The sequence below is a fragment of the Bradyrhizobium sp. YCK136 genome (assembly GCF_044570075.1).
Lineage (GTDB): Bacteria > Pseudomonadota > Alphaproteobacteria > Rhizobiales > Xanthobacteraceae > Bradyrhizobium > Bradyrhizobium diazoefficiens.
Genome location: NZ_CP172424.1, coordinates 6,307,534 through 6,322,145, shown reverse-complemented (window position 1 = coordinate 6,322,145; position 14,612 = coordinate 6,307,534). Strand labels below are relative to the sequence as shown.

15 protein-coding genes and 1 pseudogene are annotated in these 14,612 nt (G+C 66.0%); 12 read left to right on the top strand and 4 right to left on the bottom strand.

Annotated features, from left to right (window positions below):
* Positions 1–61 precede the first annotated feature (61 nt).
* The 9 genes from ACFLEY_RS30595 (at position 62) to ACFLEY_RS30555 (ending at position 10,077) form a co-directional block, all read left to right on the top strand.
* Entirely contained in the window at positions 62–1,030 is a 969-nt protein-coding gene (locus tag ACFLEY_RS30595) for a tripartite tricarboxylate transporter substrate binding protein (protein WP_060913000.1), read from the top strand.
* Positions 1,027–1,512 carry a tripartite tricarboxylate transporter TctB family protein gene (locus ACFLEY_RS30590; protein ID WP_028172210.1) on the top strand — a complete coding sequence of 162 codons (486 nt, stop codon included), beginning with the start codon at positions 1,027–1,029 and terminating at the stop codon, positions 1,510–1,512. The genes ACFLEY_RS30595 and ACFLEY_RS30590 overlap by 4 nt, the downstream gene beginning before the upstream one ends.
* On the top strand, positions 1,512–3,011 hold the full coding sequence (locus tag ACFLEY_RS30585) for a tripartite tricarboxylate transporter permease (RefSeq protein ID WP_060911231.1): 1,500 nt from the start codon (positions 1,512–1,514) through the stop codon (positions 3,009–3,011). The genes ACFLEY_RS30590 and ACFLEY_RS30585 overlap by 1 nt, the downstream gene beginning before the upstream one ends.
* Before the next feature lie 54 nt (positions 3,012–3,065).
* The gene (locus ACFLEY_RS30580; protein WP_060911232.1) at positions 3,066–3,863 is read left to right on the top strand and encodes an NYN domain-containing protein; all 798 of its coding nucleotides are present in this window, start codon (positions 3,066–3,068) and stop codon (positions 3,861–3,863) included.
* A gap of 85 nt (positions 3,864–3,948) precedes the next feature.
* Positions 3,949–5,751 (top strand): adenine deaminase C-terminal domain-containing protein, encoded by a 1,803-nt coding sequence (locus tag ACFLEY_RS30575; RefSeq protein WP_396604282.1) that lies wholly within the window; start codon positions 3,949–3,951, stop codon positions 5,749–5,751.
* Between the two features lie 152 nt (positions 5,752–5,903).
* Positions 5,904–7,694: a glyoxylate carboligase gene (gene gcl, locus ACFLEY_RS30570; RefSeq protein WP_211433545.1), complete on the top strand. Its 1,791-nt coding sequence runs from the start codon at positions 5,904–5,906 to the stop codon at positions 7,692–7,694.
* An 11-nt stretch (positions 7,695–7,705) separates the two neighbouring features.
* Positions 7,706–8,491 (top strand): hydroxypyruvate isomerase, encoded by a 786-nt coding sequence (gene hyi / locus ACFLEY_RS30565; RefSeq protein WP_060911234.1) that lies wholly within the window; start codon positions 7,706–7,708, stop codon positions 8,489–8,491.
* Between the two features lie 210 nt (positions 8,492–8,701).
* Positions 8,702–9,589 carry a 2-hydroxy-3-oxopropionate reductase gene (locus ACFLEY_RS30560; protein WP_396604281.1) on the top strand — a complete coding sequence of 296 codons (888 nt, stop codon included), beginning with the start codon at positions 8,702–8,704 and terminating at the stop codon, positions 9,587–9,589.
* Positions 9,590–9,702: 113 nt separating this feature from the next.
* Positions 9,703–10,077 (top strand): DUF1236 domain-containing protein, encoded by a 375-nt coding sequence (locus ACFLEY_RS30555; RefSeq protein WP_060911236.1) that lies wholly within the window; start codon positions 9,703–9,705, stop codon positions 10,075–10,077.
* 25 nt (positions 10,078–10,102) lie between these two features.
* On the opposite strand, the pseudogene ACFLEY_RS30550 reads toward ACFLEY_RS30555, so the two are convergent.
* The 3 genes and pseudogenes from ACFLEY_RS30550 to ACFLEY_RS30540 form a co-directional block, all read right to left on the bottom strand.
* A pseudogene (locus tag ACFLEY_RS30550) lies at positions 10,103–10,481 on the bottom strand (VanZ family protein).
* A gap of 75 nt (positions 10,482–10,556) precedes the next feature.
* Entirely contained in the window at positions 10,557–11,165 is a 609-nt protein-coding gene (locus tag ACFLEY_RS30545; protein ID WP_060911237.1) for a thiamine pyrophosphate-dependent enzyme, read from the bottom strand.
* Between the two features lie 10 nt (positions 11,166–11,175).
* Positions 11,176–11,733: a thiamine pyrophosphate-binding protein gene (locus tag ACFLEY_RS30540; RefSeq protein ID WP_028172200.1), complete on the bottom strand. Its 558-nt coding sequence runs from the start codon at positions 11,731–11,733 to the stop codon at positions 11,176–11,178.
* A gap of 267 nt (positions 11,734–12,000) precedes the next feature.
* Here ACFLEY_RS30540 and ACFLEY_RS30535 point away from each other — a divergent pair, with 267 nt between their 5' ends.
* The 3 genes from ACFLEY_RS30535 (at position 12,001) to ACFLEY_RS30525 (ending at position 14,026) form a co-directional block, all read left to right on the top strand.
* The gene (locus ACFLEY_RS30535) at positions 12,001–13,050 is read left to right on the top strand and encodes a hydroxyacid dehydrogenase (protein WP_060911238.1); all 1,050 of its coding nucleotides are present in this window, start codon (positions 12,001–12,003) and stop codon (positions 13,048–13,050) included.
* A gap of 119 nt (positions 13,051–13,169) precedes the next feature.
* Complete coding sequence (locus ACFLEY_RS30530; protein ID WP_211433543.1) at positions 13,170–13,619, top strand: flagellar basal body rod protein FlgC; 450 nt, start codon at positions 13,170–13,172, stop codon at positions 13,617–13,619.
* A 194-nt stretch (positions 13,620–13,813) separates the two neighbouring features.
* Positions 13,814–14,026, top strand: a complete 213-nt coding sequence (locus ACFLEY_RS30525) for a hypothetical protein (RefSeq protein WP_028172197.1) — start codon at positions 13,814–13,816, stop codon at positions 14,024–14,026.
* 3 nt (positions 14,027–14,029) lie between these two features.
* On the opposite strand, the gene ACFLEY_RS30520 is transcribed toward ACFLEY_RS30525, so the two are convergent.
* Entirely contained in the window at positions 14,030–14,608 is a 579-nt protein-coding gene (locus tag ACFLEY_RS30520; RefSeq protein ID WP_028172196.1) for a GNAT family N-acetyltransferase, read from the bottom strand.
* Between the last annotated feature and the right edge of the window lie 4 nt (positions 14,609–14,612).

The following is a 14,612-nucleotide window of genomic DNA, read 5'->3' as shown; positions in this document are numbered from 1 at the left end:
ACCAAACGACACAATGCGGCAGCTGATCAGCAACGTCCGCACGAGCCTGGAGAATGCCCTCATGTTTCGATTTCCCGCGCGCCTTGTCGGCGCAGCCGTTGCGCTGACCCTTGCGGCAGCCACGCCGAGCCTTGCCCAGCAGCTCGAGCTCAAGCTGATGGCGCCGGCGGCACCGGGCGGGGGCTGGGACCAGACCGCGCGCTCGATGCAGCAGGCGCTTGTCGCCGCGGGCGTCGCGCGCAGCGTGCAGGTCACCAACGTTCCTGGCGCCGGCGGCAGCGTCGGCATCGCGCAGTTCGTCAACGGCGCCAAGGGCGACGGCAACCAGCTGATGGTCAACGGCTTCGTCATGGTCGGCGCGCTCGCCATGAACAAGTCGCCGGTGACGCTCGAGCAAGTGACGCCGATCGCGCGCCTCACCGAGGAAATCCAGGTGATCGTGGTGCCCGCGAATTCGCCGATCAAGACGGCGCAGGATCTCGCCGCTGCGGTGAAGGCCGATATCGCCAAGGTGACCTTCGCCGGCGGCTCGGCCGGCGGCGTCGACCATGTCATGGCGGCACTGTTCGCCGGCGCCGTCGGCGCCGATGCGAAGAAGATCAACTACATCCCGTTCTCCGGCGGCGGCGAGTCTCTGGCGGCGATCCTCGGCGGCAAGGTCACCGCGGGCATTTCGGGGATGAGCGAATATGAAGGGCAGATCAAATCCGGCAAGCTGCGCGCAATCGGCGTGACCTCGGAGAAGCGCATCGCGGGCAGCGACATCCCGACCTTCAAGGAGCAGGGCATCGACCTCGTGATCGCCAACTGGCGCTCGGTGGTCGCGCCTCCCGGCATCACCGCGGAGCAGCGCAAAACCCTAGGCGATGCGGTCGAGAAGATGGTGAAGTCGGACGCCTGGAAGGACATCCTCAATCAGAAGGGCTGGGAGGACGCCTATCTCGGCGGCGACGCTTTCGCCGACTTCCTGAAGAAGGAAACGGTGCGCGTCACCGACGTGCTGAGGTCGGTCGGCCTGGTCAAGTCATGACCTCAGGCGATCCCGCCCAGCCGCCGCGGCGCGTCGATCGCGCCGGCATCGTCATCGCAGCATTGCTCGCAGGTCTTGCCGGGGTGCTGGTCTGGGACGCGCGCGGCCTGCAATCCACCGCGATGTACGGGATGGGGCCGGAGGCGATGCCGGTCGTGATCGCCACTGGCCTCGCGCTGCTCGCGATCGGCAATCTCGTCGACGCGCTGCGCGGGAACCTGCCGGCGCGCGAGAGCGCCGATCCCGTGCCTGTGGTCTTGATCCTCGTCGGCCTTGCGCTGCTGATCGCCATCATCGGCTTCGGCGGCGGCTTCATCCTGGCGACGTCGGCGCTGTTCGTCACGACGTCGGCGGCGTTCGGACGCCGTGCCGTCCTTGTCGATTCCGTCATCGCGCTCGTGATGTCGACCCTCATCTATCTCGCGTTCGACCGGCTGTTGACGCTGAGCCTTCCCGCTGGCCCCCTGGAGCGACTGCTGTGATGGACACCTTCGCCGCGCTGGCGCACGGCATGGCGGTCGCCGTCCAGCCGATGAATCTGCTCTATGCGCTGATCGGCGTATTCCTGGGCACCGCCGTCGGCGTGCTGCCCGGCATCGGCCCGGCATTGACGGTCGCGCTGCTCTTGCCGGTCACGTACAAGCTCGATCCCGGCGGCTCGCTGATCATGTTTGCCGGCATCTATTATGGCGGCATGTATGGCGGCTCGACCACCGCGATCCTGATCAACACGCCGGGCGAGAGCGCCTCGATGGCGACCGCGCTCGAGGGCAACAAGATGGCCAAGGCCGGCCGCGGCGGGCCGGCGCTCGCGACCTCCGCGATCGGCTCCTTTGTCGCCGGCACCATCGCCACCATCGGGCTCGCCTTTCTCGCGCCGTGGCTGGTCGATTTCGCCGTGCGCTTCGGCCCCGAGGACTATTTCGCGCTGATGTGCGTCGCCTTCGTCACGGTGTCGGCGACCTTCGGCGATTCCCCGATCCGCGGCCTCACCAGCCTGTTCATCGGCCTGACGCTGGGCCTCGTCGGCATCGACAAGCTGACCGGTCAGGCGCGGCTGGCGTTCGGCGTCCCCGAACTGCTCGACGGCGTCGAGGTGACGACGCTTGCGGTCGGTTTGTTCGCGGTGGGCGAGGCGCTCTACGTCGCATCGCGCCGCCACCACACCGAGGAGAAGCTCGAGCCGGTGCGCGGCTCGCTGTGGATGACGAAGGAAGACTGGAAGCGGTCGTGGAAGCCGTGGCTGCGCGGCACCATGTTCGGCTTCCCGATCGGCGCGCTGCCGGCGGGCGGCGCGGAGATCCCGACATTCCTGTCCTATTCGACCGAGAAACGGCTGACCAAATATCCCGAAGAATTCGGCAAGGGTGCGATCGAGGGCGTCGCGGGACCGGAGGCCGCCAACAATGCCTCCGCCGCCGGCACGCTGGTGCCGCTCTTGACGCTGGGATTGCCGACCTCGGCGACGGCCGCGATGATGCTGGCGGGCTTCCAGCAATACGGCCTCAATCCGGGGCCGCTGCTGCTCGCCGAGCGGCCTGACCTCGTGTGGGGCCTGATCGCGAGCCTCTTCATCGCCAATTGCATGCTGCTGGTGCTCAACCTGCCGCTGGTCGGGCTGTGGGTGCGGCTGCTCGCGATCCCGCAGCCATGGCTCTATGCCGGCATCCTCGTCTTCGCGACCATGGGCACCATCGCGGCCAAGCCGTCGGTGGTCGAATTGTCGATGCTGGCCGGCTTCGGCGTGCTCGGCTTCCTGATGCGCCGGTTCGATTTTCCGATCGCGCCGGTCGTTGTCGGCCTGATCCTCGGCCCGATCGCCGAGAGCCAGTTGCGCAGAGCGCTTGCGATCAGCCTCGGCGATCCCATGACGCTGCTCCAGAGTCCGATCTCGGCGACGCTGCTCGTCATCGCGCTGGTTGCGTTGCTGGCCCCGTTCGTGCTGAAGGGGATGGGGCGCTTCAAGGCGAATGAGGACTAGCCGTCCCGGCGCGCGCGTCCTTGAATGCTGCGTCCAGCTCGTTGAGGAAACGCCATGCCGTCGGAACTTCGCTCGCCCCGTCTCGCCGTCCTGATCGATGCCGACAACGCCTCCGCAAAGATTGCGGATGGCCTGTTCGAGGAGATTGCCAAGATCGGCGAGGCCAGCGTTCGCCGCATCTATGGCGACTTCTCCAGCTCGCGGTCCAAGGGGTGGGCTGATATTCTGTCGAAGCACGCCATCATCCCGCAGCAGCAATTCGCCTATACGACGGGAAAGAATGCGTCCGACATCACCCTGGTCATCGACGCCATGGACCTGCTCCACAGCGGCCGGTTCGACGGCTTCTGCCTGGTGTCATCCGACAGCGACTTTACCCGTCTGGCCGCCCGCATCCGGGAACAGGGCGTCGACGTCTTCGGGTTCGGCGAGCAGAAGACGCCGGAAAGCTTCAGGCAGGCCTGCCGAAGGTTCGTCTACACCGAGAACCTGCTTGCCGCCCCGACGACCAACCAGGACGCCGCCGCAAGATCGACGTCGCTTCAGCCGCCTGATGCAGCGACCCCCATCATCAAGAAGGTCATCACCCAGATGGAGAGCGAGGACGGCTGGGTCGCGCTCGGGGAAGTCGGACGGCAGCTCGCCAATCTGGCGTCCGATTTCGATCCGAGGACGTTTGGGTTCCGCAAGCTGAGCGACCTCGTGCGCAAGACCAACTCATTCGAGATCGACGAGTCAAAGGGCCGCTCGATGCGGATTCGGGTCAAGCCCGCCGCCGCAGCGCCGCCGAGAAGGCGGAACCCGCGCAGGCCTGCAAGGGCGGCGGCGGGCGGCTCGGCGCCTAAGGCGTAAGCAGGGCCTGCCGTTATATTTGCGCTTGCCCGCCATGGCGCGGGGCGTAACCATCGCTGGGCCGTAACGCCATGCGAGGGTCCCGATGACCAGACTTACCCGCTTCGCCGTCGCACCACTGCATTCGATGACCCGGCGTCTGGCCGATGTCGCCTCCGCGCGCGTCGCGCCGGATCTCGTGGTCACGGGCGCCCGGGTGCTTTCGACCTATTCGGAGCGTATCCACGCGAACCGCGAGGTCTGGATCACGGGCGGCCGTGTCGCCGCGGTCAAGCCGGCTGGAACGGCCAGGAAGGCGTGGAGCGGCGTTGCCCTCTACGACGCGGCCGGCGGCATCATCGCGCCGGGGCTGGTCGATCCGCATATCCACATCGAATCCTCGATGGTCACAGCCTGCGCCTATGCCGAGGCCGCACTGCTGAACGGGACCACCACGATCTTCTGCGACAGCCACGAGATCGGCAACGTCATGGACGTCGCCGGCGTCGAGGCGATGCTGGAGGACGCGCGGCAGGCGCCGCTCTCGATCTTTTTGACGGTGCCGTCGACCGTCCCGGCCACGTCGGCGGAGCTTGAGACGGCGGGCGGCGACCTCACGCCGGACAAGATCGCCGGCCTGTTCGACCGTTGGCCCGAGGCGGTGGCGCTCGGCGAGAAGATGGATTTCATGCCGGTGACCATGGGCGACGAGCGGAGCCACGCCATCCTCGCCGCCGCCTTGAAGCGCGGACGCCCGGTGTCCGGCCACGTCTATGGCCGCGAGTTCGTCGCGGCCTATGCGGCGAGCGGCGTCACCGACACCCATGAGGCGATCGACCGCGACATCGCCGACGATCTGCTCGACGCCGGCGTCTGGGTGTTCCTGCGCGGTGGCCCGCCGACCACGCCCTGGCACTCGCTGCCGCAGGCGATCCGGACGATCACCGAGCTCGGGGCCTCGCACAAGCGCACCGCCGTGTGCACCGACGACCGCGACGCCGACGATCTCCTGCTGTTCGGCCTCGACTGGGTGGTGCGCGAGGCGGTGAAGGCGGGCATGTCGCCCGAACAGGCCTGGTCGATGGGCTCGCTGCACGGCGCCACCCGCTTCGGCATGGAGGGCGATATCGGCGGGCTCGGTGGCGGCCGCCGCGCCGATCTCGTGCTGATGGACGATCAGCTCAAGCCGCAATGCACCTGGTATGGCGGCGAGCTTGTGGTCGAGCACGGCAAGATCACGCCTCGGCTCGATCAGGCGCTGTCGCAGCGCTATCAATATCCGAAGGCGGCCTATGCGACCGTGAAGCTCCCGGAGAAGGTCAAGCTGACGCCGGAGCTGCCGGCGAAAGCCTGCACCGTCAACGCCATCAAGACCGCGCTGCCGGGCATCACGCTGATCCACGAGAAAGTCGCAATCGAGCCGGCCAAGGACTGGCCGACGCTGTTCGCACGCTACGGCCTGTGCTTCGTCACCGTGGTCGAGCGCCACGGCAAATCGGCCGGCAACGTTGCTTATGGCCTGCTCAAGGATTTCGGCCTGAAGCGTGGTGCGGTCGCCTCCAGCGTCGGGCACGACAGCCACAACATCATCGTTGCCGGAACCAACGAACCCGACATGCAGGTCGCGATCGCGGCGATCAAGGAGCACCAGGGCGCTGTCTGCGTCGTCGCCGACGGCAAGGTGAGAGCGCTGGTGCCGCTGCCGATCGCGGGACTGTTGTCCGACAAGCGTGTCACGGAGGTGGCCGAGGAGGTCAAGGTGCTGAAGAAGGAATGGGCGGAAGCCGGTTGCACCATCCCCTACATGGGCTTCAATCTGATTCCGCTATCGGTCATTCCGGAAATTCGCATCACCGACAAGGGCCTCGTGCTGGTGCCGCAGATGGAGCTGGCGCCGCTGTTCGAGTGAAGCGCTTTCACGGATATCTCGATCTAACTGATTGACACACCCACGATTTTTCCACGGCTGCCGCATCGTGGAAAATAAAATCGATCTCGTTGAGATCGCACCTTGCGCGCCCGATGATCTCGCTCGCTGACGCAACTCGAGCGAGGTCCGATATGGCGAAGATGCGAGCTATCGATGCGGCCGTGCGAATTCTGGAGAAGGAAGGCATCTCGACTGCCTTCGGTGTTCCAGGGGCCGCGATCAATCCGCTTTACTCGGCGTTGAAGAAGCGCGGCTCGATCCGCCATATCCTGGCGCGTCATGTCGAGGGCGCCTCGCACATGGCCGAGGGCTATACGCGGGCGAAGGCCGGCAATATCGGGGTCTGCATCGGCACCTCGGGGCCGGCCGGCACCGACATGATCACCGGGCTCTATTCGGCGATCGCCGATTCGATTCCGATCCTCTGCATCACCGGGCAGGCGCCGCGGGCGCGGCTCTACAAGGAGGATTTTCAGGCGGTCGATATCGAGTCGATCGCAAAGCCCGTGACCAAATGGGCGGTCACCGTGCGCGAGCCGGCGCTGGTGCCGCGGGTGTTCAGCCAGGCGTTTCACGTCATGCGCTCAGGGCGGCCGGGGCCGGTGCTGATCGACATGCCGCTCGACGTGCAGCTCGCCGAGATCGAGTTCGACGACGAGACCTATGAGCCGCTGCCGGTTTACAAGCCGGCCGCGACCCGCAAGCAGGTCGAGAAGGCGCTGGAGATGCTCAACGCGGCCGAGCGGCCGCTGATCGTGGCGGGCGGCGGCATCATCAACGCGGCCGCCTCGGACCTCCTGGTCGAATTCGCCGAGATCGCCAACGTGCCGGTCGTGCCGACGCTGATGGGGTGGGGAGCGATCCCCGACGATCACGTGCTGATGGCCGGCATGGTCGGCCTTCAGACCAGTCACCGCTACGGCAACGCCACGATGCTCGAATCCGATTTCGTGCTCGGCATCGGCAACCGCTGGGCCAACCGCCACACCGGCTCGGTCGAGACCTACACCAAGGGCCGCACCTTCGTGCATGTCGACATCGAGCCGACGCAGATCGGGCGGGTGTTCAATCCCGATCTCGGCATCGTCTCGGACGCCAAGGCCGCGCTCGAGCTTTTCGTCACCGTCGCCAGGGAGTGGCGTCGGTCAGGCAGGCTTCGCGAGCGCCAGGCGTGGCCCGCGGCCTGCCGCGATCGCAAGCGCTCGATGCTGCGCAAGAGCCATTTCGACAACGTCCCGATCAAGCCGCAGCGCGTCTACGAGGAGATGAACAAGGCGTTCGGCCGCGACACCACCTATGTCACCGTGATCGGCCTGTCGCAGATCGCGGGTGCGCAGTTCCTCGGCGTCTACAAGCCGCGCAACTGGATCAATGCGGGGCAGGCGGGGCCGCTGGGCTGGACGCTGCCCGCGGCGCTCGGCGTGCGCGCGGCCTGCCCGGATCGCGACATCGTCGCGCTGTCAGGCGATTACGATTTCCAGTTCCTGATCGAGGAGCTCGCGGTCGGGGCGCAGTTCAACCTGCCCTACATCCACGTCGTCGTGAACAATTCCTATCTCGGCCTGATCCGCCAGGCCCAGCGCGGCTTCGACATGGACTACCACGTCCAGCTCTCGTTCGAGAACATCAACGCGCCCGAGCTCGGCGGCTACGGTGTCGACCATGTCGCCGTCGCCGAAGGCCTCGGCTGCAAGGCGATCCGCGTCACCGATCCCAAGGACTCGCAGGCCGCGTTTGCGACGGCGCGCGAGCTGATGGCGAAGCACCGCGTGCCCGTGGTGGTCGAGTTCATCCTCGAACGCGTCACCAACATCGCGATGGGGACGGAGATCGACAACATCGTCGAGTTCGAGGAGGTGCTGGACCTGGCCCTCGACGAGGTCGGGACCAAGCGGCCCGGCGTGCTTCAGCCGGCGGAATAGGGGACAGCATCATGCCGAAGTTTGCCGCCAACCTCACCATGCTCTTCAACGAGATGCCGTTCCTCGACCGCTTCGCCGCGGCGAAAGCGGCGGGCTTTGCCGGGGTCGAGTATCTCTTCCCCTATGATTTCGACAAGGCGCAGCTCCGAGAGCAGCTCGAGGCCCACGGGTTGACGCAGGTGCTGCACAATCTACCGGCCGGCAATTGGGCCGGGGGCGAGCGCGGCATCGCGATCCTGCCAGACCGCACCGCCGAATTCCGCGACAGCGTGTTCCGCGCCATCGATTATGCCAAGGCGCTCGATTGCGAGCAGCTCAACTGTCTCGTCGGCATCGCGCCCGCCGATGCCGATCCGCGCGAACTCAACGAGACCCTCGTCGGCAATTTGCGCTTTGCCGCCTCGACGCTGGCGCGGGAGAACATCAGGCTGCTGGTCGAGCCGATCAACACGCTCGACATTCCCGGCTTCCATCTCAACGGCACCGAGCAGGCGGTGCAGCTCATCTCCGAGGTGCGGTCGAACAATTTGTTCATCCAGTACGACATCTACCACATGCAGATCATGGAGGGCGATCTCGCCCGCACCATGCAGGAATATCTCCCCCAGATCGCCCACGTCCAGCTCGCCGACAATCCCGGCCGTCACGAGCCGGGCACCGGCGAGATCAACTACCCCTTCCTGTTCCGCCACCTCGACGCGATCGGCTATCGCGGCTGGATCGGCTGCGAATACAAGCCGCGCACCACGACGCTGGAAGGCCTGTCCTGGCACGCGGCGCAGACCTTCGAGACGTAGTCATAGCCACGGTCACGGTGCGCTCCCTCTCCCGCTTGCGGGGGAGGGCTGGGGTGAGGGTGCCTCCGCAACGGGGCCCGTGAGATGCGTCGATAATCCCGATGCGGACAGAACCCTCACCCGGCGCTTCGCGCCGACCTCTCCCGCAAGCGGGAGAGGTGCACCGAGCCCGCGGATCGACTTAGCCTGAACAAAGAGGAATGATTTGACATGATCGACATCGGCTTTATCGGACTTGGCACCATGGGACGGCCGATGGCCGGCCATCTTCTGGCCGCGGGCCATCGCGTGCTCCTGCACGACGTTGCGCCGGTGCCGCCCGAGCTGATCGCGGCGGGCGGCATCGCCTGCAAGTCGGGCAGGGAGGTCGCGGAGGAGGCGGATGCCGTCATCATCATGGTGCCGGATACGCCGCATGTTGAGGCCGTGCTATTCGGCAAGGACGGCGTCGCGAGCGGCATCTCCAAGGGCAAGATCGTCGTCGACATGAGCTCGATCTCGCCGCTGGCGACGAAGGAGTTTGCCAAGAAGATCGAGGCGCTGGGTGCGGACTATCTCGATGCGCCAGTATCGGGCGGGGAGGTCGGGGCGAAAGCTGCGAGCCTCACCATCATGGTCGGCGGGCCGGAGCGGGCCTTTGGCACCATGAAGCCGATCTTCGACAGGATGGGCAAGAACATCACGCATGTCGGCGCCAATGGCGACGGACAGACCACGAAGGTCGCCAATCAGATCATCGTCGCGCTGACGATCGAGGCGGTGAGTGAAGCGCTGCTGTTCGCATCGAAGGCCGGGGCCGATCCGGCGCTGGTGCGCAAGGCGCTGGTGGGCGGCTTTGCCTCGTCGCGGATTCTCGAAGTGCATGGCGAGCGCATGGTAAAGCGCAATTTCGATCCCGGCTTCCGCATCGAGCTGCACCAGAAGGATCTCAATCTCGCGCTCGAAGGCGCTCGCTCGCTCGGACTGTCGCTGCCGAGCACAGCGGTGGCGCAACAATTGTTCTCATCCTGCACCGCGCATGGCGGCAAGGGCTGGGATCACTCGGCGATGGTGCGCGCGCTGGAACTGATGGCGGGGCACGAGATCGCCGCTGCGTAAGTGTACGCAGGAACGCTCTCCAGATTTGACCTGTCTTTCGTCGCGCGGGAACCGGAACAATGGTCCGCTCCCGCGGGTTGGGAGTGCATGACAATCACTGGAGAGATAAGCACATGAAAACCCGTCTTGCGATTTCGTTGGCTGCCGCGTCCCTGCTGGCGTCGAGTGCGGCCTTTGCTCAGTCGACGACCGAAGAGGGCGCGAGGAACGGCGCACGCGCGGGCGGCGATATCGGTGGCCCGGTCGGAGCGATGGTCGGCGGCACCGTCGGTGCGGCCGTCGGCGCCGGCCTCGAAATCCCGAATGCGATCCTGGGCGGAATCCCGCGCGATGACTCTGTCGTGATCCACGAGCGCGTCGTGGTCGGCGAGCCGCTGCCCCCGACCGTGGTGCTGCGTCCCGTGCCGAACTACACCGAATATCGCTATGCGGTCGTGAACGACCGCCGCGTCCCGCGGACGCGCCGCGTCGTCAAGATCATCGACTGACCGTGAAAACGGGCCCTGCGGAGCGTCATTCCGCGGGGCCTTCGCTTGTGACGGATACGCTGGGGCGTAGGCGTGTCATGACCCAATCGGCTGCGGCTGCGAGCGCGAAGCCGGCGCAGGCGGTGGCGGCATCGACCAGAAAATCCTCCAGCCGTGCATGGCGTCCCGGCGTCCAGAACTGCATCAGCTCGAGCAGGCCGATCAGGATGACCGAGACGGCCGCCGCTGCCAGGCGTCGCTTCCGATAGGCGAGGCCGAAGGCCAGCCCGACCAGGATGAAGGCGAGCGCATGCTCGCCGTCCTGGCCGAGGTTGGAAATGGGGGCGCAGGCCGGGCGGACCGAGGGTTGCAAAGCTCACGGCGACGGCGAGCAGCCAGGCAAAGGCGCGAACATAAATGGACATCCGCACCGCTTAGCACGGTTTTGCAGGGCCTGCGCGGGCTGCGGATCAGATCGCCGTGTAGTTAATGACGAAACGTTAAAGTGGTTCGCGCACGCCGAGGCCCTGCATGAATCGCTCCCGGATCTGCACGGGGTCACGCCGGGTGGTGCCGACGCCCGGCTTGTCGTCGATGCGGACCGCGATCAGGCTCGGCTCGGGGGCCGACATGGCCTCCTCGACCAGACGCTCGAAATCCTCCTCGTCCGCGGCCCAAGCGCTGTTGGTGAGCCCCGAAGCGGTCGCGATGCCGACGATGTCAGCCACGCTTGCTGCCGGCGTCGGCTGCGCGCCGGTGATCTGGTAGATGCCGTTGTCCATCACGATCATGATCAGGTTCTTCGGCTTCAACATCGCGATCGTCGAGAGTGCGCCGAGCTGCATCAGCAGCGAGCCGTCGCCTTCGAGCGCGAAGACGCGGCGCTCCGGCTGCGCCAGCGCAACGCCGAGCGCGATCGGGAAGGCGAGCCCCATGCTGCCGAGCATGTAGAAATTCTGCGGGCGGTGGCCGGCGGCCCAGAGGTCGAAATTGGTGTTGCCGATGCCGCCGATCACGGCTTCCTCGTGCTTGAGCTTTGCGATCAGGCGCGAGGTGACATCGAAGCGGTTCATCACCTTGGTGTTGCGCGTGTTCATGTTTGAACTCATTTGGCCGGCCTCACTTGTCGAAGACCTTGCCGCCGGTGAGCAGCGGGTTGAGGATCAGGGCCACCGGCGCTTGCGTGGTGATCGCCTGCTTGATCGAGCGGTCGGCGATGAATTCAAGCTCGTCGAGCCGGGTGATGGTGTGATGCTCCAGCGCCAGCGAATCCAGCACCGGGCGCATGGTCCGGCAGACCAGCGACTGGCCGTAGTTGAACTCGCCGAGCGTGCCGCGCTCGGACACGAACATGATCAGCGGGATCTGGTAGGGCACCGCGAGCGAGGCGAGCACGTTGGCGAGCGTCGCAAAGCCCGAGGTCTGCATCAGCACCGCGCCGCGCCGTCCGCCCATCCAGGCGCCCGAGACGATGCCGACGGCTTCCTCCTCGCGGGCGGTGGCGAAGGTGGTGAAGAAGGGATCGGCATGCAGGTTCTTGATCAGCGGCGTCAGCACGCGGTCAGGCACGTAAGGGATCAGGCTGATCTCGTTCCGCTTCAGGGTCTGCAGGACGATGCCGTGCCAGCTCCCGTCGCCGGACCCCTGCGTCGAGGTCTGCTGTTCCGCAATCGCCATTGCGCTCTCCCTTGGCGTATTCCTTGGGCCGCGCATGCTTCTTGGTCTTTGCCATTGCCCTGGCCGTCGCGGCGATCCGCCGAACTTGACGCAGGCCGCGGGATTGTCAACATGTCCGGGCCGGCACCGTGATCTGCGCCAGGCGGCCTGCCGTGGCCGGCACCGCCATGTCATAAGCGGCGACAATGAGAAATTGGGAGGAAGGCATGGACGGGCGCGCGCCGCGCTGACCTTGTGGGCCTCCTCGAGAGAGCCGGAAGGGTCCTGATGTCCGTCAACAACAAGCGCGTCTTCTACGTCAAATATCTGGCCAATCCGATCTATATCGACATCCTCAAGGCGCGACCCGACGTCCGGCTCGACCGCATCGAGAACGAGAGCCCCGAAGACTTCTATGCGCCGATCGTCTCGGCCGCCCGTGTCTACCAGATCGGCGCGGCCCGCGACGAGCTCGCCCCGCATTTCCATGTCGATGCCGCCTTCCTGAAACGGACGCCGAATTTGCTGCTCGTCTCCAGCAACGGCGCGGGCTTCGATCCCGTTGACGTCGAAGCCTGTACCGATGCGGGCGTGCTGGTCGTCAACCAGTCCGGCGGCAACGCCCATTCGGTCGCCGAGCACGCGCTGGCGATGATGCTGACGCTGTCCAAGCGCATCATCCAGTCCGACCGTCGCTTGCGCCGCGAGCGCGACGTCAACCGCAACGACCTCGTCGGCAACGAGGTCGAGCACAAGACCGTCGGCATCATCGGCCTCGGCAATGTCGGCCGCCGCATCGCCGCGCTGTGCAAGGGCCTGCTCGGCATGAAGGTGCTGGCCTATGACCCGTATCTAACCGCCGAAGTGATGGCCGAGCGCGGCGGCGAGAAGGTCGAGCTCGACGAGCTGCTGCGCCGCGCCGACTTCGTCTCGATCTCCTGCCCGCTCAACAAGGGCAGCCGCAACATGATCAGCGTGCGTGAATTCGCGCTGATGCAGCCGCATGCATATTTCATCACCACCGCGCGCGGCTTCATCCACGACGAGGACGCGCTGCTCCAGGCGCTGCGCGACAAGCGCATTGCGGGGGCCGGTCTCGACGTCTGGTCCAAGGAGCCGCCGCCGCCCGAGCATCCGCTGCTCCAGTTCGACAACGTGCTGGCGAGCCCGCATACCGCGGGCGTGACGACCGAGGCGCGCCAGAACATGGGCCGCATCGCCGCCGAGCAGGTGCTGGACACGCTCGATGGCAAGCGCCCGCCGCGCATCATCAATCCCGAGGTCTGGCCGCGCTACGCCGAGCGCTTCAAGCAGGCGTTCGGCGTGATGCCCGGGTAGGGACGCGCACGACGTTTGATTGCGCTCCAGTCATTGGTTACCGCGATGAAAATACAAAGTGGCGCATCTTATCGATTGCGTGAGGGAACGCGTATTGCTTGTCCTGTAGATGAAAGGCCATGAGCATATTTTCGATTGCGACGTCCGGACTTTCTGCGGCGAGCCTGCGCGTGAACGTGGCCGCGAGCAATATCGCCAACGTCAACACGACCGGCCCGCTGCCAGCGTCAGGCGGATCGAGCACATCGGCCGGTGCGGGCAGTTCGAGCATTGCTCCGACCTTTCCCGCGGCTTATGTGCCGCTGCGCGTCGATCAGGTCTCCCAATCGAGCGGCTCGACGCCCGGCGGTACGGTCGCGACCGTGTCGGCGGTTTCGCCGAGCTATATCGCACAGTCGGATCCGAGCGCTCCCTTCGCAAACCAGGACGGCCTGGTCGCAGCGCCGAATGTCGATCTCGCCAACGAATTCGTTGAACTGGCGACCGCGAAGTACAGCTTCATTGCCAATGCGAAGGTCATTCAAGCCTACGCCGAGACGACAGAGTCGCTGCTCGATATCAAGACGTAATGGTTGACGTCGGCCCGTGCGCCCGGTGTCGCGCGCGCCTTCCGCGAGGCTTTGGGAAGGCGGGGCGGCAGACGGATCGAACCGGCGCCTGGACCGGCGGCGGGAACCGTTGCCGGCCTTGATCCCGGTCAAAATCTGCCTCCCCGAAACCGGGTAAATGGGATTAGAGTGCTGCCGAGGCAGCAGGAGGTCCCATGTCCACTTATGTCGTCAGGTTCATGAAGGACGTGCTCGGGGAGTACGGCCGGCAGATCGAGGTCTGCCAGGGCACGCTCGAGATCGACGCCGCCGACGAGGACGAGGCCAGGGAACGGGCGAAGGCGCGGTTTTGCAAGGACCAGGCGTTGTGTGACTGGTCGCTGCATGCCGATCGCATCCACGTCAGACCGGCCGACTTCCCCTCGTAAGGCTTACCGGCCGGGTGCCGTTGCCGGCGGCGGCGCGGTTGCGCCCGCGCCGAGCGAGCGTTGCACCATGACGGTGTCGGACCAGCGGCCGTGCCGGTAGGCGACGCCGCAGAGCAGGCCGGCGCGCGCGAAACCGAACTTTTCGTGCAGCGCCAGCGAGGGCGCGTTGTCGGCGTCGATATAGCCGATCATCTGGCGGAAGCCGGCCGCCGCACAAACATCGACCAGCTCCTGGAGCAATAGCCGTCCGACGCCGCGGCCGAGATGCGCGTGGTGGACGTAGATCGAGTGCTTGGCGGTGTAGCGATAGGCCGGGCGCTTGCGGAACAGCACCGCATAGGCGTAGCCGACCACCTCGCCGCGATAGGTCGCGACCAGATGCGGCAGGCGGGTCTGCTTCAGGTTCTTGCGCCGGTCGCGCAGATCGTCCGGCTCCGGCGCGCCGGTTCCCTCGACATCGCGCGGCACGCCGTTGCGGACATGATGGCGGTAGATCGCCAGCATCGCCTCGACATCGCTCTCGCGCGAGGGGCGGACCTGGACCGGCTCGTCATCCGCGCGGATTGCGGCTGTTTCGTTCATCGGC